Source organism: Nocardia sp. NPDC003693, from assembly GCF_053981095.1.
In genome coordinates this window covers 15,234-34,308 of sequence record NZ_JBSFNO010000011.1, presented here as the reverse complement: position 1 = coordinate 34,308, position 19,075 = coordinate 15,234, and the positions used below count along the sequence as shown (strand labels likewise).

At 65.8% G+C, this 19,075-nt stretch carries 20 protein-coding genes; 10 read left to right on the top strand and 10 right to left on the bottom strand.

Annotation, left to right across the window (positions count from 1 at the left end):
- A complete protein-coding gene (gene ilvC, locus ACWDOP_RS14690) occupies positions 1-1,002 on the top strand; it encodes a ketol-acid reductoisomerase (protein WP_454203415.1) in 1,002 nt (333 codons plus the stop codon).
- 92 nt (positions 1,003-1,094) lie between these two features.
- Here the strand turns inward: ilvC and ACWDOP_RS14685 are convergent, their stop codons facing one another.
- Positions 1,095-1,766, bottom strand: coding sequence for a hypothetical protein (locus tag ACWDOP_RS14685; protein WP_456345484.1), 672 nt, complete (start codon positions 1,764-1,766; stop codon positions 1,095-1,097).
- 78 nt (positions 1,767-1,844) lie between these two features.
- On the opposite strand from ACWDOP_RS14685, the gene ACWDOP_RS14680 reads away from it, so the two are divergent.
- Positions 1,845-2,615: a TetR/AcrR family transcriptional regulator gene (locus tag ACWDOP_RS14680; RefSeq protein ID WP_456345483.1), complete on the top strand. Its 771-nt coding sequence runs from the start codon at positions 1,845-1,847 to the stop codon at positions 2,613-2,615.
- A 69-nt stretch (positions 2,616-2,684) separates the two neighbouring features.
- On the opposite strand, the gene ACWDOP_RS14675 is transcribed toward ACWDOP_RS14680, so the two are convergent.
- Positions 2,685-2,963 carry a hypothetical protein gene (locus ACWDOP_RS14675; RefSeq protein WP_454203388.1) on the bottom strand — a complete coding sequence of 93 codons (279 nt, stop codon included), beginning with the start codon at positions 2,961-2,963 and terminating at the stop codon, positions 2,685-2,687.
- Positions 2,964-3,179: 216 nt separating this feature from the next.
- Complete coding sequence (locus ACWDOP_RS14670) at positions 3,180-3,950, bottom strand: SDR family NAD(P)-dependent oxidoreductase (RefSeq protein WP_456345482.1); 771 nt, start codon at positions 3,948-3,950, stop codon at positions 3,180-3,182.
- A gap of 129 nt (positions 3,951-4,079) precedes the next feature.
- Between ACWDOP_RS14670 and ACWDOP_RS14665 the strand changes: the two genes are divergently transcribed.
- Together ACWDOP_RS14665 and ACWDOP_RS14660 are read left to right on the top strand one after the other, a co-directional pair.
- Positions 4,080-4,688 (top strand): TetR/AcrR family transcriptional regulator, encoded by a 609-nt coding sequence (locus tag ACWDOP_RS14665; RefSeq protein ID WP_456345481.1) that lies wholly within the window; start codon positions 4,080-4,082, stop codon positions 4,686-4,688.
- Between the two features lie 75 nt (positions 4,689-4,763).
- Positions 4,764-5,732 carry a lipase family alpha/beta hydrolase gene (locus ACWDOP_RS14660; RefSeq protein WP_456345480.1) on the top strand — a complete coding sequence of 323 codons (969 nt, stop codon included), beginning with the start codon at positions 4,764-4,766 and terminating at the stop codon, positions 5,730-5,732.
- 112 nt (positions 5,733-5,844) lie between these two features.
- Here the strand turns inward: ACWDOP_RS14660 and ACWDOP_RS14655 are convergent, their stop codons facing one another.
- On the bottom strand, positions 5,845-7,062 hold the full coding sequence (locus tag ACWDOP_RS14655) for a DNA cytosine methyltransferase (RefSeq protein ID WP_456345479.1): 1,218 nt from the start codon (positions 7,060-7,062) through the stop codon (positions 5,845-5,847).
- Between the two features lie 166 nt (positions 7,063-7,228).
- On the opposite strand from ACWDOP_RS14655, the gene ACWDOP_RS14650 reads away from it, so the two are divergent.
- Positions 7,229-7,720 carry a very short patch repair endonuclease gene (locus tag ACWDOP_RS14650; RefSeq protein ID WP_456345478.1) on the top strand — a complete coding sequence of 164 codons (492 nt, stop codon included), beginning with the start codon at positions 7,229-7,231 and terminating at the stop codon, positions 7,718-7,720.
- A 226-nt stretch (positions 7,721-7,946) separates the two neighbouring features.
- On the opposite strand, the gene ACWDOP_RS14645 is transcribed toward ACWDOP_RS14650, so the two are convergent.
- Both ACWDOP_RS14645 and ACWDOP_RS14640 read right to left on the bottom strand, forming a co-directional pair.
- Positions 7,947-8,189 (bottom strand): hypothetical protein, encoded by a 243-nt coding sequence (locus tag ACWDOP_RS14645; protein ID WP_456345477.1) that lies wholly within the window; start codon positions 8,187-8,189, stop codon positions 7,947-7,949.
- A gap of 150 nt (positions 8,190-8,339) precedes the next feature.
- Positions 8,340-8,630, bottom strand: a complete 291-nt coding sequence (locus ACWDOP_RS14640; protein ID WP_456345476.1) for a hypothetical protein — start codon at positions 8,628-8,630, stop codon at positions 8,340-8,342.
- Between the two features lie 864 nt (positions 8,631-9,494).
- On the opposite strand from ACWDOP_RS14640, the gene ACWDOP_RS14635 reads away from it, so the two are divergent.
- From ACWDOP_RS14635 to ACWDOP_RS14625, 3 genes are all read left to right on the top strand, one after another.
- Positions 9,495-10,163, top strand: coding sequence for a hypothetical protein (locus tag ACWDOP_RS14635; RefSeq protein ID WP_456345475.1), 669 nt, complete (start codon positions 9,495-9,497; stop codon positions 10,161-10,163).
- A gap of 38 nt (positions 10,164-10,201) precedes the next feature.
- Positions 10,202-11,680 carry a transcriptional regulator gene (locus ACWDOP_RS14630; RefSeq protein WP_456345474.1) on the top strand — a complete coding sequence of 493 codons (1,479 nt, stop codon included), beginning with the start codon at positions 10,202-10,204 and terminating at the stop codon, positions 11,678-11,680.
- Between the two features lie 152 nt (positions 11,681-11,832).
- Positions 11,833-13,503 carry a DEAD/DEAH box helicase gene (locus ACWDOP_RS14625; protein WP_456345473.1) on the top strand — a complete coding sequence of 557 codons (1,671 nt, stop codon included), beginning with the start codon at positions 11,833-11,835 and terminating at the stop codon, positions 13,501-13,503.
- Positions 13,504-13,506: 3 nt separating this feature from the next.
- Here the strand turns inward: ACWDOP_RS14625 and ACWDOP_RS14620 are convergent, their stop codons facing one another.
- From ACWDOP_RS14620 to ACWDOP_RS14610, 3 genes are all read right to left on the bottom strand, one after another.
- Positions 13,507-14,544, bottom strand: coding sequence for a NaeI family type II restriction endonuclease (locus tag ACWDOP_RS14620; RefSeq protein WP_456345472.1), 1,038 nt, complete (start codon positions 14,542-14,544; stop codon positions 13,507-13,509).
- A gap of 194 nt (positions 14,545-14,738) precedes the next feature.
- On the bottom strand, positions 14,739-15,569 hold the full coding sequence (locus ACWDOP_RS14615; RefSeq protein ID WP_456345471.1) for a DUF559 domain-containing protein: 831 nt from the start codon (positions 15,567-15,569) through the stop codon (positions 14,739-14,741).
- 242 nt (positions 15,570-15,811) lie between these two features.
- Positions 15,812-16,639 carry a nitroreductase gene (locus ACWDOP_RS14610; RefSeq protein WP_456345470.1) on the bottom strand — a complete coding sequence of 276 codons (828 nt, stop codon included), beginning with the start codon at positions 16,637-16,639 and terminating at the stop codon, positions 15,812-15,814.
- Positions 16,640-16,721: 82 nt separating this feature from the next.
- Here ACWDOP_RS14610 and ACWDOP_RS14605 point away from each other — a divergent pair, with 82 nt between their 5' ends.
- Together ACWDOP_RS14605 and ACWDOP_RS14600 are read left to right on the top strand one after the other, a co-directional pair.
- The gene (locus ACWDOP_RS14605) at positions 16,722-17,171 is read left to right on the top strand and encodes a winged helix-turn-helix transcriptional regulator (protein ID WP_456345469.1); all 450 of its coding nucleotides are present in this window, start codon (positions 16,722-16,724) and stop codon (positions 17,169-17,171) included.
- Positions 17,172-17,404: 233 nt separating this feature from the next.
- Positions 17,405-17,908, top strand: a complete 504-nt coding sequence (locus ACWDOP_RS14600) for an N-acetyltransferase family protein (protein WP_456345468.1) — start codon at positions 17,405-17,407, stop codon at positions 17,906-17,908.
- Positions 17,909-17,923: 15 nt separating this feature from the next.
- Here the strand turns inward: ACWDOP_RS14600 and ACWDOP_RS14595 are convergent, their stop codons facing one another.
- Positions 17,924-18,991, bottom strand: a complete 1,068-nt coding sequence (locus ACWDOP_RS14595) for an MBL fold metallo-hydrolase (RefSeq protein WP_456345467.1) — start codon at positions 18,989-18,991, stop codon at positions 17,924-17,926.
- Positions 18,992-19,075: the final 84 nt, after the last annotated feature.

Genomic DNA, 19,075 nt, shown 5'->3' with positions numbered 1-19,075 from the left:
ATGTTCTACGACGACGACGCCGACCTGTCGATCATCCAGGGCCGCAAGGTCGCCGTGATCGGCTACGGCAGCCAGGGCCACGCGCACTCGCTGAGCCTGCGCGATTCCGGCGTCGAGGTCCGCGTCGGCCTGACCGAGGGCTCCAAGTCCCGTCCGAAGGCCGAAGAGGCCGGTCTGACCGTCGGCACCCCCGCCGAGGTTGCCGCCTGGGCCGACGTGATCATGGTCCTCGCGCCCGACACCGCGCAGGCGTCGATCTTCACCAACGACATCGAGCCCAACCTGAAGGACGGCGACGCGCTGTTCTTCGGCCACGGCCTGAACATCCACTTTGGTCTGATCAAGGCTCCGGCCAACGTCACCGTCGCGATGGTCGCCCCGAAGGGCCCCGGCCACCTGGTGCGTCGTCAGTACGTCGACGGCAAGGGCGTTCCGGCCCTGATCGCCGTCGATCAGGACCCGAAGGGCGAGGGCCAGGCCCTGGCGCTGTCCTACGCGAAGGCCATCGGCGGCGCGCGCGCCGGCGTCATCAAGACCACCTTCAAGGAAGAGACCGAGACCGACCTGTTCGGTGAGCAGGCCGTGCTCTGCGGTGGCACCGAGGAGCTCGTCAAGACCGGCTTCGAGGTCATGGTCGAGGCCGGCTACGCGCCCGAGATGGCGTACTTCGAGGTCCTGCACGAGCTCAAGCTGATCGTCGACCTCATGTACGAGGGCGGCATCGCCCGCATGAACTACTCGGTGTCCGACACCGCCGAGTTCGGCGGCTACCTGTCGGGCCCGCGCGTCATCGACGCCGGCACCAAGGAGCGCATGAAGGCGATCCTGACCGACATCCAGGACGGCACCTTCGTCAAGCGCCTGGTCGCCAACGTCGAGAACGGCAACACCGAGCTCGAGGGCCTGCGCAAGGCCAACGCCGAGCACCCGATCGAGGTCACCGGCGCGAAGCTGCGCGGCCTGATGAGCTGGGTCGACCGCCCGATCACCGAAACCGCGTAAGGTTTTCTGATCGCTGAAAGGCCCGGCACTCCTGGTGAGTGCCGGGCCTTTCGCGTGTCCGGGGCGGGGAGTGCGTTGCCGCGCGGCTCATCTCAGTGCGCGACCGCCCGCTCCGGAGTGCCGGGTTCGACCCCGGACCGTCCGCGGACCAGCGCGACGCCCGTGGCGACGAGCCATGTCATGGTCAGCGCGCCCATCGTGGCGGTGGTGCCCCAGCCGTTGGCGGCGTAGAAGTTCGCGGGGGTGTTCCCGAAGAACAGCGACGGCGTGAAGGCGAGGTTGACCGCCGCCAGGAGGTAGGCGGTGCGGGCGGCCCAGCGGGGGAGCAGGGCGGTGCGGTGGATGGCGTACGCGGTGGCGGCGAACATCAGCGCTTCCAGGAAGCGGGAGATGGTGCCGTAGAGGATGTAGGTGCCGCTGACGGTGATGGTCGGGTCGATGGGGTCGGGGGCCTGGATCGTCGCGCCGACCTCGAGGCCGGTGGACACGAGAACCATGGCGAGCCAGAGCAATCCGGCGTTGGTGATGATCGCGCCGAGCCAATCCAGTTCGGGTCGTGCGTGTTTGACGAGCTGTCCGAGGCCGGTGAAGAACACCAGCAGGGCCATCATGCCCGCGAGGCCGAACAGGGCGCGGGTCAGGATGTTCCAGTCGGGCGGGGGTCCGGCGTAGACGAAGTAGAGGGGGAGCTGGACGAAGGTGAGTCCGGCGCCGAGCAGGGCGGCGGCCCCGGTCAAGCAGCGGAGATCAGGAGAAGTAGCCATGTCAGCGATAGTATAAGACTTATACTATAAGGTCTATGCTAAAGTGCGCGGTCGCAAAGTCTGTGATCGGAGGCGTCGTTGGCGGACCGTGGGATACCCGATGACCTGGCGCGGCTGTGGCGGCTGAACACCGGCTCCCGGCTGGGCCGGCGCGCGGAACTGGACGCGGACAGGATCGTCGCGACGGCCGTCGCGCTGGCCGACCGGGACGGGCCCGCCGGGGCGACGCTCCCGAAAATAGCGGCGGCGCTGAGCGTCACGCCGATGTCGCTGTACCGGCACGTCGGGTCCAAGGACGAACTCGTGGCACTGATGGGTGATGCCGCCTTCGGCCCGGTGCCGGATTCGCTCGTGGCTCAGGGGGAGTGGCGAACCGACACACGCGCGTGGGCGCTGGCGCAGTGCGCGGTGTTCCGCGCCCACCCGTGGCTCGCGCAGTGGCCCATCACCGGCCCGCCGCGCGGCCCGCACGCCATCGCCTGGATGGACGCGGGTCTGCGCGCGCTGCGCCCGGCCGGCCTGGGTTGGGGCGCGAAGATCGGCGTGATCACCGTGCTCGGCGGGTATGTCCGCCAGGCTTCCGAATTGGACCGCCAACTCCGGGACAGTTGGACCGCCGCCGCGGTGGACGAGTCGCAGGCGCTGCGGAACTACAGCCGGGATCTGACCGGGCTCATCGACGCCGATCGGTTTCCCGATGTCGCGGCGCTTTTCGGATCCGGACTGTTCGATTCGATTCCGGCTGAAGCCGATTCCGGCCCGCCCGATTCCGGGGATTCGATGAGCGAGGACTTCCACTTCGGACTGGAATTGATCCTCGACGGTGTCGCCGCGGCCGTCACGGCCTGATCGGCCACACGATCAGCGGCAACGAAAAGGCCCGGCGCCCCCAACAGGCGCCGGGCCTTCCTCGTAGGTTCAGCTGCTGCCGAACGCTCCGCGCGGCACGAACTGCCGCCAGTTGTTGTCGTCACGCCAGCCCGGCTTGCGATCGCCGTCGTCGTGCCAGCGGCCGTGGTGATGGTGATTGCCGTTGTTGGCCCACGGATTGTCGGCGTTCCAGCCGGGCCAGGGGTTGCGATCGTTGCGGTCGGGCCCGTGCGGCCGGGACACCTCGGTGACCTGGGTATCGAGCGGAACATCGGCCAGGGCCGGCGCTGCCGCTGCGGCGAGGGGTACCGCAGCGACCGCGCCCACGATGGCTATCCGAGCAATAATCTTTTGTGCGGAAACAAATTTCGTAGTGCTCATGGACACACACTGTGCCTCATCGAACCGGCGGGCAGAACAGTCCGAAGGAGATTCACAGATAGTTCAGGGCTGGTGTACACCTTCGGGATGAGTCTTCTCCGGGGGTTTCCCTGAATTTCACGGCGCGCCAACCCCACTGGACAATTCGGACATTCGAAGCGATCAGTAGTGCGTGCCGCCGTCGATGCGGATCTCGGTGCCGGTGATGAACGCGCCGTCGTCCGAGGCGAGCATGGCGACCACGCCGGCCACGGTGTCCGGGGAGGCGAAGCCCTGGCCGATGCCGGGCGCGAGCTTCATGAACAGGCTCAGGTCGGCGTCCGCGGGCAGGCCGGGCCCGCGGCCGTCGGTCATGTCGCTGGAGATCGAACCGGGCGCGACGGCGACCACGCGCAGTCCCTGCTTGCTGTATTCGGCGGCCAGCGCGTGCGTCATGGACATGATGCCGCCCTTGGACGCGGCGTAGGCGCTCATGTACGGGTGCGCGAAGAACGCGGAGGTGGAGGTGAAGTTGACGATCACGCCCTTGTCCGAGGCGAGCAGCGCGGGCAGCGCCTCGCGAATCATGAGGAAGGTGCCGGTGAGATTCACGGTGATGATCTTGTTGAAGTCATCGAGGGACATCTCGTGGGTGTGTGCCGAGCGCAGGATGCCCGCGGCGTTGATCAGCGCGTCGATGCCGCCGAGCGTCTCGACGGCGGTGGCCACGCCCGCTCGCACCGACTCCTCGTCGCCGATGTCGATCGCGACGGTCCGCAGTCGATCGGCGTGTCCCTGGTCGGCGGCCTGCTTCGCGGTCTCGGCGAGCCCGGCTTCGTTGATGTCGGCCGCGACGACCTGCCCGCCCTCGGACAGGACCCGGTGCACGGTGGCCCGGCCGATGCCCGAACCCGCGCCGGTGATCAGTACTCGGCGATCGGTGAAACGCTCCATTGCGAACTTCTCCTCTGTCTGTCTCGCCCCGCCCCACTGATTGACACGCTACGCCTGAGTGGCACGTCGTGCCATGCTGGCATCCGAAGACTAGGATGAGCTCGACCACTCACCGAGCAAAGGATCCGCATGCCCGCCTCGGAGCCCGGCCGTCCCTCGCTGGCCGAACGTCGTCGCGCCGAGACGCGCCTGGACATCGCGCGCACCGCCGCGCGCCTGTTCGCCGAACATGGCACCGCCGAGGTCACCGCGGAGCAGATCGCCGCGGCGTCGGGGGTGGGCCTGCGCACCTTCTACCGCTACGCGCGCACCAAACAGGACGCCGTCGAGCCGATGCTCACCACCGGCGCGCAGCGCTGGTTCGAGACGATCGCCGCCGGCCCGCGCCGGCTGCCGACCCTCGGCGAACTCGAGGCCGCCGCGGTGCGCGCGCTGAGCATCGCCGACGGCGAGGACTTCGAGCTCACCCGGGGACTGCTGCGCGCCATGGAGAACGACCCCGCGCTACGGGACGTGTGGCATCGCATCAATCTCGACGGCGAACGCGAATTGCGTACGGTCCTGGCCGAATTGGCCGGTCCGGGCGCGGATCCGGTCCGCCTGCGCCTGCTCGCCGCCGCGGCCGCGGGCGCGATTCGCATCGCGCTCGAGGAATGGGCGGTCGCCTCCCCGTCCGATCCGGTCGACCCCGCCGCGCTCGTCGTGCGCTGCATGCGGGCGCTCGGCGCCGGTATCTGATCGGCGTTTCGTCCCCGTTCCGCTGGTTTTCGACCGATAAGGTACGCCGAGCGATCTTCTGGCTACCCACTGTCCGTGTCGACCAGCGGAGGCATCGAGTTGCATCGAATCTGTAGTCGCATAACCCTTTCCCTGGCGGCGGTGACGGGCCTGTTCCTGGCCTCGGGCACCGCGGCCGCCGAGCCCGAGCAACTCCCGGTCAATTACTCCGTCGCGCAATGGTTCATCGACGCGAACACCGCGAAGGCCCCGTTCGACCCGCCGGGGGCCAACGACTGGTCCTGTGTCCCCGACGCCGCCCACCCCGAACCGGTGGTCCTGGTGCATGGCGTCCTGGGCAACGGCGCGGGCTGGCCCGCCATGGCCCCGCTGCTGCACAACAACGGCTACTGCGTCTACTCGGTCACCTACGGCATCTATCCGAGCCAGGGCGGCGCGATCGCGGGCATGGGCGGTATGGAGCCGATCCCGCAGTCCAGCAACGAGTTACGCGACTTCGTCGACCGCGTCCTGGCCTCGACCGGCGCCTCGAAAGTCAACCTGCTGACCTGGTCCGAGGGCACCCTGGTGGGCGCGCACTACCTGCTGTTCAACGGCGGCGATCAGGTGGTGTCCAAGTCCTTCAACCTCGTTCCGATCTGGGCGGGCACCCACGTCGCGGACCCGGTGGTGAACGCGGCGGCCGGCCTGGGCGTCGACCAGGCCGTCTTCGACGCCCTGCGCCCGATCTGCCAGGGCTGCGTGGACATGCTCCCGGTCTCGGACTTCATCAAGAATCTGCAGGCCGCAGGCGTTTACGCCCCCGGCGTGCAGTACACGAACCTGGTGACCCGCGCCGACACCGAGGTCGTGCCGTACACCAGCGGCGTGCGCGAGGCCCCGAACGCGACGAACATCGTGTTGCAGGACGTCTGCCCGGTGAACTTCGCGGGCCACAACAGCGTGTCGGTGGATCCGACGGTGGCGGCGCTGATGCTGAACACCTTCACCCCGGGGTCGGTGGCCGAAATCCCGTGCGCGCCAAGTCCGAGTCCGTATATCTAGTGCTTCTCGGCTGCGACGGCCGATGGAAGCTCCGCCGCATCGCTTCCCTGACCCTGTATGCCCGCGGAACGACATCGACCGCCGTCGTCCGCGGGCCTGCGCCGGTTCCGCGCTAGGCGTGGCCCGAATCGCGCTCATCCGCGGCCTTCAGGACCTCCATGATGGAGCGCCCGACTGCCGCCGCGACCGGCGGCGGGAATGCATTTCCGACTTGCCGGTATTGCGCTGTCTTTCCACCAGAGAACTTCCATTCCGACGGAAACCCTTGAATGATGGCCGCCTGCTGAACGGTCAGCATCGGACCGTCGGGGCCGAACAGATCCCGCTCCTCGGTCTGTTTCGCCGTGCAGGTGTCGATGTCGTTGGCGACACCCATGCCCGAGATTCCGAGCAGTTTCCACGCTGCTTTCGCCCGGCTGGGTCCGAGATCGGCACCGCCGTGCTTCTTCGAACCGCCGACCAGTGTGGGCGCGATACCTCCGCCTTTGCCTTTGAGCTCGCTGTCGCGATGACGGGCGGTGGTCAGCCATCGGTTGAACGACTCCGCTGCCCGCTTCTTGTCCGCGCCCTTGAGGTAGGGCGCGAAGCGCTCACGCATCGTTGCTTCGAGGCTGTCGGCAACGCTGACAGGGTCTTCGTGGGTAGCGGTGGGCCACTCGTATTTCAGGTCCGCGATCACATCGTTCCGGAACGCCACCAGGATGGCCCGCGGGCGCAGTTGTGGTACCCCGAAGTCGCTGGCCTCCAGGACTTCCCACTCGCATACCTTGTATCCGAGGCCCGGTTCCTCGACGTATTCACCATCGTCGCTGAGGTACTGCCCACCCTCCAGCTTCACCGTGATCCACTCTCGGTAGAGCGCGAACTTCGGGTCCTTGATGCCCCTGACGTTCTCGATCATCACTGCCCGCGGCTCGAGGAGCCCGACCAGCTCGAGCATCCGAGGAAAGAGGTCTCGTTCGTCCTCTTTGCCCAATTGCTTGCCCGCATGCGAGAAGGGTGGGCACGGAACGCCGCCGGCCAGGAGATCGAGTTCCCTCGGCTGTAGGTCCTTTCCGCCCTTTTGCAAGTGTTTGAATGGGTCGAACTCGTTGACATCCATCGACAGCACGTCGCAGTTTTCGTGCTCCCACTCCCACTCCGGGTCACGCCGGATGTTGAGGTCGAGCGTCTCGACCGCGTGCGTGTCGATCTCGACCAGGGCCAAGTGCCCGAAGTCTGCCTGATGCAGGCCGACGGCCTGTCCGCCCGCGCCAGCGCAGATTTCTATCGAGGTATACCTGGTCCGGCCCTGTGCCGCAGGATCTTCGGGTTCCGCGTCGCGGGTCATTCTTGCCCGCCAGGGATGCCGAGTGCCTGTGCGCCGGTGCCGGCGTGGGCTTCGATGACTCGAACGTCGGTCATGCTGATGCCTTTCACTGCGGGGGCGAGGTCATGTCGTAGTAGGCGGGGGTATCTTTCCGGATGGTATTCATTTGCTCCGAACTGGGACAGGCATGACCGACGGTCGATCCGAAGACGCCCGAAAGCGAGCCCACGAACGCGGGCTCTACCCGGCGCCCCTCAATCCGGGACGCTCCCGCAACATGCGAGCCAATCGCAGATCGGACACAAAGCCGGAGATGGCGCTGCGTCGCGAACTGCACCGGCTGGGCTATCGCTACCGCAAAGACCTCCGGCTCGACCTCGGGGCGGCGAAGGTTCGCCCTGACATCGTTTTCACGGCCCGGAAGGTCGCAATTTTCGTCGACGGCTGTTTCTGGCATGTCTGCCCGGTGCATGGGCGACAGCCGACGACGAACGAATGGTATTGGGCCCCAAAGCTTCGCCGCACGATGGAGCGTGACCGTGCGGCGAATGCGGCCCTGACCGCAGCCGGCTGGCGGGTGGTTCGCCTCTGGGAACACGAGAGCCTGGACAGCGCTGTGACCGCTGTCGTCAGAGTCTTGGGTGGCGGAACCGAACATGTGAGCGATCATATTGGATAGATCGCCGGAAGATCACCCGACTCCCATGACACGCTAGGAACGATGTGCGGCGGCAATTCAGAGGCGCGTCATGTGCCAGTTACTGGGGCTGGGTGCGGCTGTGGGCATCACGCCCGGTTTGCCCGCGTTTGACTCAGGGATACCTCAAATCTCTTGGTTGATCATGCGATACGAGCAATGGAGATGACCGCTCGCGGAGAACCGTGCCACGGAGACGGAGGTGAGGTCAGTCATGCCACAGTGTGTTCAGCAAGAACAATGTCAGGGTGAGAGCCCCGGCGAACACGCCCCCGCCGGCGTAAAAGGTGGCCGCCCAAGAACTTCCGGTGTGCCTGACCAATGCCGCGCCGATGAACGCGGCCAGCATGCTGACCAGGGTGCAGATTACGACGAGCAGTACCTTGATGATGATCGGTTTGGGCGCGGGTCCCGCGGCGGCGGCGGGCAGGGGTTCCGGAGTGCTGGTCATGATGGGCTTCCAATCCTGTTGGATGGCGCGTCCACGGTGGTCGAGGGAGCGCCAGTGCGGTTGAAGATCGTGTGCGATCGGCGTTCGCGCAGGGCTGCCGGAATCGGGACGGCCCTGGATGGAGTTGGGGGCTGTGATGCGAATCGTGTGTCAGGGCGCCGGGGCGGCGAGCGGGCTGCCGCCACCGGCCAGGGCGTGTTTCAGCAGGGCATCGGAGTCTTTTCGCATCCCCCGGCTGCTGAGGACGTGGAGGATCTCGAGCACTTCCGCACCGCCGCGCTTTCCTGCATGGCTGAGGATCGCGTCGGCGATACTGTGGAGCTCCAGGCTGCGGCACGACGCAACGGCATCTGCCAGTTCGGGCGGCTTTCCTTCCATGCCCATGTGACGACTGATGCTATTGACCCGTGCGAGGTCGCCGACGTCGAGATAATCGGCCAAATCTCTGGCCGGTAGCCATGTCACGGTGTCTGCGTCGTGGTGCCGGTCCCCCACGGTGTGGGGGACCGGCACCACGGACGGTGCAGGGCCGCCCGGAATCTCCGCCGGCCCTGTCGGTGTCGCGGTCACCTCCGTGCCGGTGCCGGGGCGGCACGACGCGCATGATTCACCGCATGAGGAGCATGTGGTCGGCGTCCGAGCCGCGGCTGTAGTGCACTTCCGAAGCCGGTTGAGCTCCTCCCAGCTGACGATAGGGAATGCCGATCTCTTGGTCTCGAATTCCCGCGCGAACTCATAGAGGGCCCGGAGTGGCGCCTCTTTCGGGAGGCGAACGCGCCTGCCGTTTGCCAAATCGGACAAAACGGACCTGGTTAGGTGTTTTTCACCTCCTGACCTGCGTCGCAATCCATCATCGATGGCGCGATATGACCGGCCGATCCGCCGGATCAGGCCGCGTATCGCTTCGGCGAATTCTCGCTGGTCAAGCGACAGATCGGAGCTCAGGTTCCCGAACTCACCTCGCGTCGGCAATGTGCGCCCTCTCTTTTCAGATCTAGCAATTTAACCACTCTGTTATACGCCATGGGTGTCGAGAGAATCTACAGCACGGCAATCCTGTATGTCCCGGATTTAAAATGGGACACGCGATGAGAGATTCGAAATGAAAGACTCGCTAACGAATGTGCATATTTGGCACCGAGTGTCACCTGTCCTGAATTCTCTAGCGAAAAATGGGACACGAAGTTCTATGCTTTGCGCCCTTTCTGGTGTTCAGTGGGATCGGTAGTTGCCGAGAAGCGCTCCCGGGCTCGGTGACCCCGGCGGCGCGCTGCCGGGCGCGATGTATACGAAAGGTGGAAACGGATGACCATGCCCTCCTGGGGTGACCCGAACCTGGGCGCGATGAAGCGCGTCGCACTCTGGCTGGTGCAGGAGATCGGGGCCGGCGGGCTGTTTACCAAGACCCAGCTCCGGGAAGCTTTCCCGGAGACGCAGCAGATCGATCGGCGGATGCGTGATCTGCGCGATTTCGAATGGCGGATCGACACCAATCGCGAAGACCCTGCGCTCGGATCACATGAGCACCGGTTCGTCAGCCAGGGGGTCGCGGTGTGGGAGCCCGGCAGGTCGTCGCGGCAGGCCACCGTCACCGCAGCTGAGCGGCACGCGCTGATGATGCGGGACGGGCACAAGTGCCGCTCTTGCGGGATCGGCCCAGGCGAGCAATACCCCGGTACGTATATTTCGTCTCAGCTCGATATCGCGCGCCGATCGGTGCGCTCTGCCGACGGTGATGTCAGGGTGCAGTTGGTCATCGAGTGCAATCGCTGCCGCATCGGTGGCCGCGATCTGACCGCCGATCTCGGTGCGGTGCTGGCACGCATCGACCGGCTTCCGGTATACGAGCGGAAGATGCTTGCCGAGTGGATCGAGCGGGATGCGCGCAGCTTCAGCGAGGCAGAAGACCTTTGGGCGGCCTATCGGACGCTGCCGGCCGACTCCCGGGATCGCGTTCGAGCGGCGCTGGGCTAACTTGGATCCATGCTCCGCCCTGGGCATCCTGCACCCGCATGCGCATCCTGCCCTCAAATCCTTCCCTCGAGGAGAATCCAGACATGTTCACGGACTTCGGTCTTCCTCCGAACGCGGCCACCACCAGGGCTCTAGTTGGAGAGCGGTTGCAGGAGGGGCGCGAAAAAGCCGGGGTCGCAGAGACTCTGACAGTGGAGTGGCGCGGTTCGCCCGTCCATATCGAGGTTATCGACATGCCGCTGACCGCATTGTATTACAACCCCGGGACGCATCGTATTCGTGCGCAACGGAGTCTCGACCCTCAACGGGATGTACTGCTCGAGCAGGATCCGTGGCGGCCGGAGAGCCAGGATTACCTCCATCACCTGCTGACCGTCAGACCCGCGGAACCCGAACACCGCGACAAGGCATTCGACGACCTGAAAGCCAGTCTGGCGGAGTTCAAGCAGAACGAGCCGGGGTTGATCACGTGCGAGGGAATCCTCGTGAACGGCAACACGCGATGCGCGGCGCTGCGTGAGCTCAATATCGTCACGCACATCCGTGTGGGAGTGCTGCCACCTTCCTGCACCTGGGAAGATATCAACGATGTCGAGCTCTCCCTGCAGCTGCGACAGGACAAGCGGCGCGACTATTCATATATCAATCGGCTGCTTGCGATCGAGGAGCAGCGTGATGCGCTCAGTCGCGAACTATCGGTAATTGCCAAGGGGTTTCGCACCACCACCAAGTCGGTCGAGCGTGACCTGTGGGTGCTTGCACAGTTGCGGGAACTCACCGAGCGCAGTGTGACTACTGCGGGGCCGGCCTTGCGGCTTATGGACCTGGAAGGAGCGCAGGGGCGGCTCGAAGAGCTGTATCGAGCCTACGGCAAGGAACTGGATAAGAGCAGGGAGAGGGCTGATTTGCTGAAGGAGGCACGTTTGGCCGCTATTGTCCTCGAGCTGCCCAAGACCGACCTGCGCTTCATAGAGGCCGATTTCCACGCTCGATACTTGGACAAGATCATACCGGAAGAGTTCAAAGTGCCCGGGGTTGCAGCCCCCGCGGTCGTTGCGATTCCCGGTTTGAACCGCAGTGTCAAGGCTCCTCCGGCGAGTGTTGCTGCAGCACGCGGACTTACAGACGTGGTGCTGAAAGCGGCAGCTATTCGGGCAGCCGGCGATGCCGTCGCACCTGTCGAACAGGTTGCTGCCGCGGGAGTTTTCAGCTCTATCCAGGGAGCTTTCAACGAGGCGCTCGAGACGGCCGGCCGGGACTCCCGGTTGCGGAAGAAACGATTGGCTGCCCCGGACCGGATTACCGACGCCTGTAAGGATCTCGAACAATCGATCACCGACCTGGTGATGTCCCGTGGAAGTTCCAGTCTCGACGAAGGAGCGTTCGATGATGCACTCTGCCAGCTGCGCGAGGTCTTGGGCAAACTGGTGGTCGAGGCGCAACGCAGCATCGAGCTGCCTGGAGACGGCTTGAACTGGTTGATCGCCGCGGCGGACACGAAGCCCCGGCAACCATGAGCGCCGGTCCGGATACGCCCTCGCTCCGGCTAAGTTTCGATGTGACACGCACACGAGTCGAATTGCGGACCACGCCGGCCTTTCAGCGTGACTTTGCCCAACTGACCGCCCGGATGAGCACGGGTGGGCAGCGGAACTCACTATCCGCCGAAGTGGATTTGGATGATTTCCTGGTCAACCTGAGCGAGCTGGCTACCTGGACTCATTCGGGAGTCGAGTGGGACGACGACCTGGTGACCCTCGTTGGTGGTGTTCTCGACGACTCCGAAACAGTCGAGCGCAACCTCGAGGCCGGACCTGCCGAAAGTGTTTCCGGTGCCGTCGATCCGGCAGATGTCATGGGCCTGTTGGGCACGACTTGGACCGCGGACCTTACAGCGTTCCAGCAACGCGATATCTCCCGGCTGATGGCCCTGCGTCACGGTGCCAACTTCAGTGTGCCGGGCGCAGGCAAGACTCGAGTCGCCCTCGCCCTGTACTCCGCGATGCGTGAGCGCGGAGAAGCCAAGCGGCTCTTGGTTGTCGGTCCGAAGTCGGCGTTCGAATCGTGGGAGTTCGAGAGTTCTCACTGTTTCAAGGAACCGTTGCGCATTGCCGTGCCCGGTCGTTCCGATGATCCGCTCGCCGAAGTGCGCATGGTGAACTATGAACGGCTGGATCGGTCGCTGGGAGCGCTGGCCACCTGGTTGCGTTCGGGACCATCGATGATCGTGCTGGATGAAGCGCACCGGATGAAGCTCGGCGCGAGCGGTACGTATGGCTCTGCCTGTCTCGCGCTCGGGCCGCTCGCGGACAGGCGGCTGATCCTCACCGGTACCCCTGCACCGAACAGTGCCAGAGACCTGGAGAACCTGCTGTCGTTCGTATGGCCGGGGCACGGTAAGCGGGTGGTCACCGAGGCTGTCGGTGGGGGTGACCTGGCGCACGCCAGTTCGGTGCTGCGTCCCCTGTTCACCCGGACCACAAAGCATGAGCTCGGGTTGCCCCCGTTCGAGCCCAAGATCCGCTACCTCGACATGCCACCGATTCATGCCGAAATATACGAGGCGCTGAAAGGTACTTTCAGCGCCCGTGCGGAAGGTTCGCGTGCGAGTCTGGAGGCGCTGGGGAAGGCAATGCTGCGGCTGCTGATGGCGGCCACCAGTCCCGCACTGCTGCTGGAGGGTGCGAGCCGATACGAGCCGCTGGAGTATCAGGTTCCACCGCTCCAGCCAGCACCTGGCGATTCGCTGTACGAGTTGCTGCGGAGGCTTCCGCAGTACGAGCTCTCCCCGAAGTATCAGGAGACCGCGAAGATCGTTTCCTCAAACGCCGCCGCTGGACGGAAGACCCTGGTTTGGGCGACCTTCGTACGCAGCTTGACGACGCTGGAGAGCCTGCTCGAGTCGTACGGTCCCGCGGTGATCTTCGGCGGCACGACCGACCGGGAGGAGCAGCTGCGCCGGTTCCGGGAAGATCCCGATTGCCATGTCCTGCTGTCCAATCCGGCAACGCTCGGTGAAGGCATCAGCTTGCATCAGGTTTGTCACGATGCCGTCTATGTCGATCGAGACTTCATGGCGGGACGGTTCCTGCAGAGCTTGGATCGAATTCACCGGCTCGGTCTCGCCCCCGATACGGAGACGCGGGTGACAATTCTCGCCTCCAGCAAGACAGTCGATGTCATCGTCGCGGACAGACTCAAGACGAAGCTGGAGTTCATGGGGCGAATCCTCGACGATCCAGGTGTGCAACAGCTCGCTGATCTCCAGGAAGAGCCGGCAGTCGGCGCGGGGATGGACGCGGCGGACATGCGCGCTCTGCTCAGGCATGTGGAGGTCTGACTGTTACCGATTGTCGGGAGCAGATCTCGGACTCTGAGGGTGCGGGAGTTTAGGGGCAGGTTTGTCACAGGGTTCGTCGCGTGTGACGACGACCCACTGCTCGCCGCTGATCATTGCTCGTGGCCGATCCGCGTGCTTCGGCTGCGCACGTGCAACACGATGGGAGACAAATTCGCCGGGCCTCGGAACAGGGCCACCTAGATCCTTGGCAATGGCCTGGTGGAGGGGGTAGTCACCGAGGATGATGATCCCCTCTTCCCTCAGCTTCGGCCGGGCACGAGTCTTGCTTCCTTCGCGTACCCGCGCCATGTAGTCGACTTGCTGGCCGAGCGTCCGCACTACTCCGCGGCCTATGCGTCGGCCGAGGACTTGCCTGAAGAGCTCTACGACCCGTGCTTGACCCTTCATCTCGCCCTCGATCATGATCTTCTTCCGCACCTGAGGGTCGAGATGGAGAAGGATGTTTTCGGGGAGATCGCTTGCGTACCAGAGCCATACGATGCTGCTGCGAGAGTCTGCCCGGATAGTCAGCTTACGGTCACGGTTGGTGCCGACGTTGAGAATATCCGGAGTGATGCGCACAAGGCCGGCACTCCACTTGCTCAGGTAGTCGTCGGCCCAGAGCAGGAGGCAGAGGTGTCCGAGCGCCTCCGGGGGAATCATCCATCCGCCGAACGTCTGGGAGAACTTGCAGTCGACGTCGTGACCGGCGATCTTGTAGTCCATGGCGTCGCCGTCATCGAACTGAAATGCGCGCTGCAAGTTGATCTCTACAACAGTTCCGGCATGTGTTTTCTCAGTCTTCATGAGGGTCTTCCAGTCGTATCGACCGGTCACCTCACCGTTGAGCAGCTGGTCGATCGTATCCCGAAGAACCTGCGCTGTCCGAAGCCCGTCGGGGTCGCGGCGATGCAGCTCCAACCGGACTTCCTCGAGCTCGCTATCGGGATCGCCGCTGCGCGCCTCTGCTGTTGATAGTTGTCCAACTTTGAACAGTGTTGCTTGCTTCTCCGCTGTTCCGTCGAGGTGCTCGATCAGCACTTCTCGGAGGTGCTCCTCGGGTCGGTTCGCCACAAGTGAAGTGTGCCAAATTCTTTGGATTCCGGTGAGTTCACGTGGTTGGTGCGCGGTAGCAGGGAGTGCTGGGCTGGTTGGCGAAACGAAAAACCGTGCACGAGCAGGCTTCGAAAGGCCGGAAACTGCCTGATAGGAGACGATCGTGCACGAAAATTCGGCTACCGGCGGGCACGCCTTCGTCGGCGAACGACCGCCGCCGCTTGATCTGCGCACTCATCCAACGCCGTGAACACGTCAACCGCGGCGTACCGCAACACCATCCACCCCTCGAGCACCAACCAGTTCTGGCGGCGGCGATCCTGGCGGAACACCGGCGGCGCGCTGTGGAACTCGCGGCCGTCTATCTCGATGATCGTCCGGGAGCGTTCGTCTACGAAGTCGCAGATGTACGGGCCCACTGGGTGATTCGCCAGGAGGCGGAGGCCCCTGGCCTTCAGGGACCGGGCGAAGAGGCGTTCCGGTTCGGAGGCGTGGTGGATCGCCGCGTCGCGGAGCTGTTTCCGGAGCGCCCTCGTGCCGGTCAAAGTTGATCGGCTGAGGGCGAGGGCATCGGCGGGGGAGACCGTGCGGCCCAATTGGGTGTCTACCAAGGCGGCGGCCTCGAGGGGTGGGAGGGTTGCCGCGCAGTCGAGGAGGGTGAGGGCGGGGGACGTCGTGGGGAGGTCGAACGTCGTGGACACCTGGTCGATGGGGATATCACGGCGGTGGAGGCGCAGCCAGGGTGGGGGCTTTCGGTAGACCGACTTCGGGACCGTCGCTTCGAGGTATGGGGGCTCGGGGAGCATTCCTCGGAGCCAGGCGGCGGTGCGGTGGCTGAGGACGGCGGGTGGGAGCCACGCGGATACCGCGCGGCAGCGGTCCAGGGGAGTGGCGGGGCCGCGGCGGTAGACGCCCGGGAGCAGGCGGGTGTACGTGCCGCGGCGGCAGCGGGTTGCTATCGCGTCGGCGGAAACGCCTTCGGCGCGGAGTTCGGCGCGAGTCGTGATCACGGGATTGACGGTGACAGATCGGCGGTGGTGTCGCGGATACGTGACCTGGGACAACGGGTCGGCTGTGGACAGACCGTCGCTGTGCACACTCGGGTCGGAGGATGCCTCCGCGAAGCACCGTGGCCGGCCGTAAACGCGGCCTTGTGCGCCGACCCGAAGAGCGACTGGGATATGACGCGGTCGCCGACCACCCAGCATGCCGTACCCGCCCACTGCTCAGCGGTACGGCGTTGGCGTGGTGGCTAATTCGAGTGCCACTCCACCACGTCCCCCAAATCCGCACGGGTCGTGCGAAACCCGTTCGCCGGATGATCTGGATCGCCGTACCCGAACGAGACCCCGGCGACTATCTGCCGCTCCTCGGGGATCGCGAAGTACTCGTGGAGGAACGGGGAGTAGGTCGCCAGCGCCGCTTGGGGAGCTGTTGATACGCCCAGGCTTTGGGCCGCCAAGAGGAAGGAGGTCAGGTAGAGGCCGCAGTCTAAGACGCCGTAGGAGCCTTGGGCCGCATCGGTCGTAATCAACGCCACGTGGGGTGCGTCGAAGAACTCGAAATTGCGGACCAACTGGCGCATCGTGCCGGCGTGGTCGCCGCGGGGGACGTCCACGGACTCGTAGAGGGCGGCGGCGCACTCGCGGCGGCGGTCGCGGTAGACGCCGTGATACGTCGGGAAGGGGATGTCGGTGGCCGGGGTCGCGCCGTTGATGTGGGCGAGCAGGGACTCGCGGAGGCGGGCCGTCGCGGGCGGCTCGGTCACGATCACCTGCCAGGGCTGGGCGTTGCAGCCGGAGGGGGACCGTTGGGCCGTGGTCAGGATCTGGGTGATCGTCTCGCGGGGCACCGGGTCGGGGCGGAAGGCCCGGCAGGTGTGGCGGTCGTCCAGCAGGGAGCGCAGAACCAGGTACAGATCAGACGGCTGCGCGCGGGTGCTCGTGTGGAGATTGTTCGTCGCCTCGGCGGCGGAAACGGTCTCGGGGCGATCGGGTGCGGTGGGCGGAGTGCCGGGTAGCTGGGGCGCCGGTTCTTCGGCGAGCAGGTCGGCCTCGGCGGTGGCTTGGTGGTTGGGCATGCGTCCCCCTCCGGCTGTGGTCTCATTTCGAGACCGGTGAGATGTGGTCTCATATTAAGACCACTCGGCTAGGATTGGGAAGATGCGGTACGAGGAGCTGGCCGAGGAGCCGTGTTCGATCACCCGGACGCTCGTGGTGTTCGGGGACCGGTGGACGCTGCTCATCCTCAAGGCGGCGTTCGCGGGGGTGCGGCGGTTCAACGGGTTCCAGGGGTACCTGGGGATCTCCAAGGGGCGGTTGCTGGACCGGCTGGACCGGCTGGTCGAGCACGGGATCCTGAGTAAGCAGCCGGCGGAAACCGGTGCGCACGAGGAATATCGGCTCACGGCCAAGGGGTTCGACGTGTACCCGATCCTGTTGGCGTTCAAGGACTGGGGCGACGAGCACGCCGCGCCGGACGGGCCGCCGGTGCGGTACGGGCACCGGGACTGCGAGGGGCAGGCGCACGTCCGGCTCGAATGCGACCACTGCCGGGCCGAACTCACCGCGCGGGACGTCGTGCCTGCTCCGGGGCCCGGTTTGCTGGCCTGAGGTCTTGCCGGTTCACGCTGCCTCCGGACTCTGCGCCTCGGGTTCGGACGATTCGCTGACGATCCCCCGGAGTCCGGTCGACCCGCCTGGAACCCGCCTGATTCGCCGCGGCCCAACGCTCCGAAGGCACGCGCCGGAAGCGGGCGCCCCATCTCCGGGTGCGTCGGCGCGACCGGATGCACCCGGGAAATGCCCGCGCGCCAAAATCCCCGCGAACCGTATAGTTCCCACCCGTGTCCAGCGTCATCGTTCGTCCGGCCCTGCCCGCCGACGAGAACCACCTGTGGTCCATGCTCTTCGAAGCCTCCTACTCGGCGGACCAGGGGCGAACGTCGCCGGACGAGCTGCGCGCCATCCCGGCGCTCGCGCACTACGTCGAGAACTGGGGTGTGCCGGGGGATCTCGGCGTCATCGCCGAGCGGGACGGGGAGCTGCTCGGCGCCGCGTGGCTGCGGCTGTTCACCGGGGACAACGCCGCCTACGGATACATCGACGACGACACGCCGGAGCTGGCCATCGGAGTCGCGCCGGGCGCGCGCGGCACCGGCGTGGGCACCCTGCTCATGGAGCGGCTGCTGGCCGACGCGCGGGTCGCGTTCAAGCAGGTGAGTCTCAGTGTGCGGGAAGAGAATCCGGCCAAGCGACTCTACGAGCGACTGGGCTTCGTCGAGCTGCCGGGGCTCACGCATCCGAATCCGGGCGGGAGCACCAGCGTCACCATGCTGCTCCGCTTCTGATTCGCGGCCGCCCGCTCACTCCAGCGGGAACTCCAGCACGCCCGGTGCGAGGTAGTCGTCCCGATCCAGCAGCATCCGCACCCGCGGCCGCACCGGCTCGGGGATCCGCGCCAACTCCGTCTCCAGCGGCCCCCGGAAAGCCTCGCCGCGCGCGGTGAACACCGGTAGCCAGTTGTCATGATGGTTGGGCACGAACACCTTCGGCCGCAGCGCCTCGATATAGCTGCGCGGATCTCGCAGCCCATTGGTGAACTGGTTGAACCCCTGGACCGCGCCGATGTGCACGTCCGAAGTCGGCAGCGCGCGCAGCACATCCAGGACCTCGGGGGCCTTGTCCAGCAGCGGCCCCGACGAATCATGCCAGGTCAGGGTGAAGCGATCGGTCCGGAACTGGTAGAGCAGCACCCCGCCCTCGGGCGCGGCGATATTGCGCGCCAGGTGGGCGGCATCGGCCAGGGCCGGCGGGTACTCGCGGATATCGCACGGACACGGCTTGGGGCGCACCGGATCCGAGCCCGCGGGGCTCTCGTCGCGTGCGGTCCGCGTGGAGTGCACGTGCCGGACCGCGGTCACCGCGATGCCCGGCGCGAGCTCGAAATCGTAGCGATCACCGTACGAGGAATCGGCGGAACCCAGTTCCACACAGTCGAATCGGGGATCGGCGACCTGCCCGCGCACGGTCGCGCAGTGTTCCGCGGTCCCGTGCACCACGGCCCCGCTCGCCTGCGCGATGGGCCCGGCGTCGGCGGCGTGGTCGAAGTGCCCGTGGCCGATGAAGATCGCGGCCGGGCGCAGGGCCGCCACCTCGGCGACGCTCGTCGGCACGTAGCCCGAGGTCGCGCCGCGCGGCACCCAGGCGTCGAGCAGAAAGACCGTGCCGCCCAGCGAGATGGCGAAACTCGCGCAGCCGAACCAGGACACCAGCACCCGATCCGGGCTCACCGCACCGGTTTCCGGATCCACCGCCGCGTTTCCGAAGAACCGCCGCCGGGCCGCGATGGTCTCGGCCAGGGTTGGCGCGGCCGGTTCCGGAGTGGTCAGACGTTCGGACAATGCCGCCAGACCCCGCGAAATCGGATTCACCCGTGCACCTCTCACCTCGACCGCTCGCGGGCACTGTGCCGCGCCCCACGCATTCTTCCCGTCTCGGACAGTCCTGTCACCGGA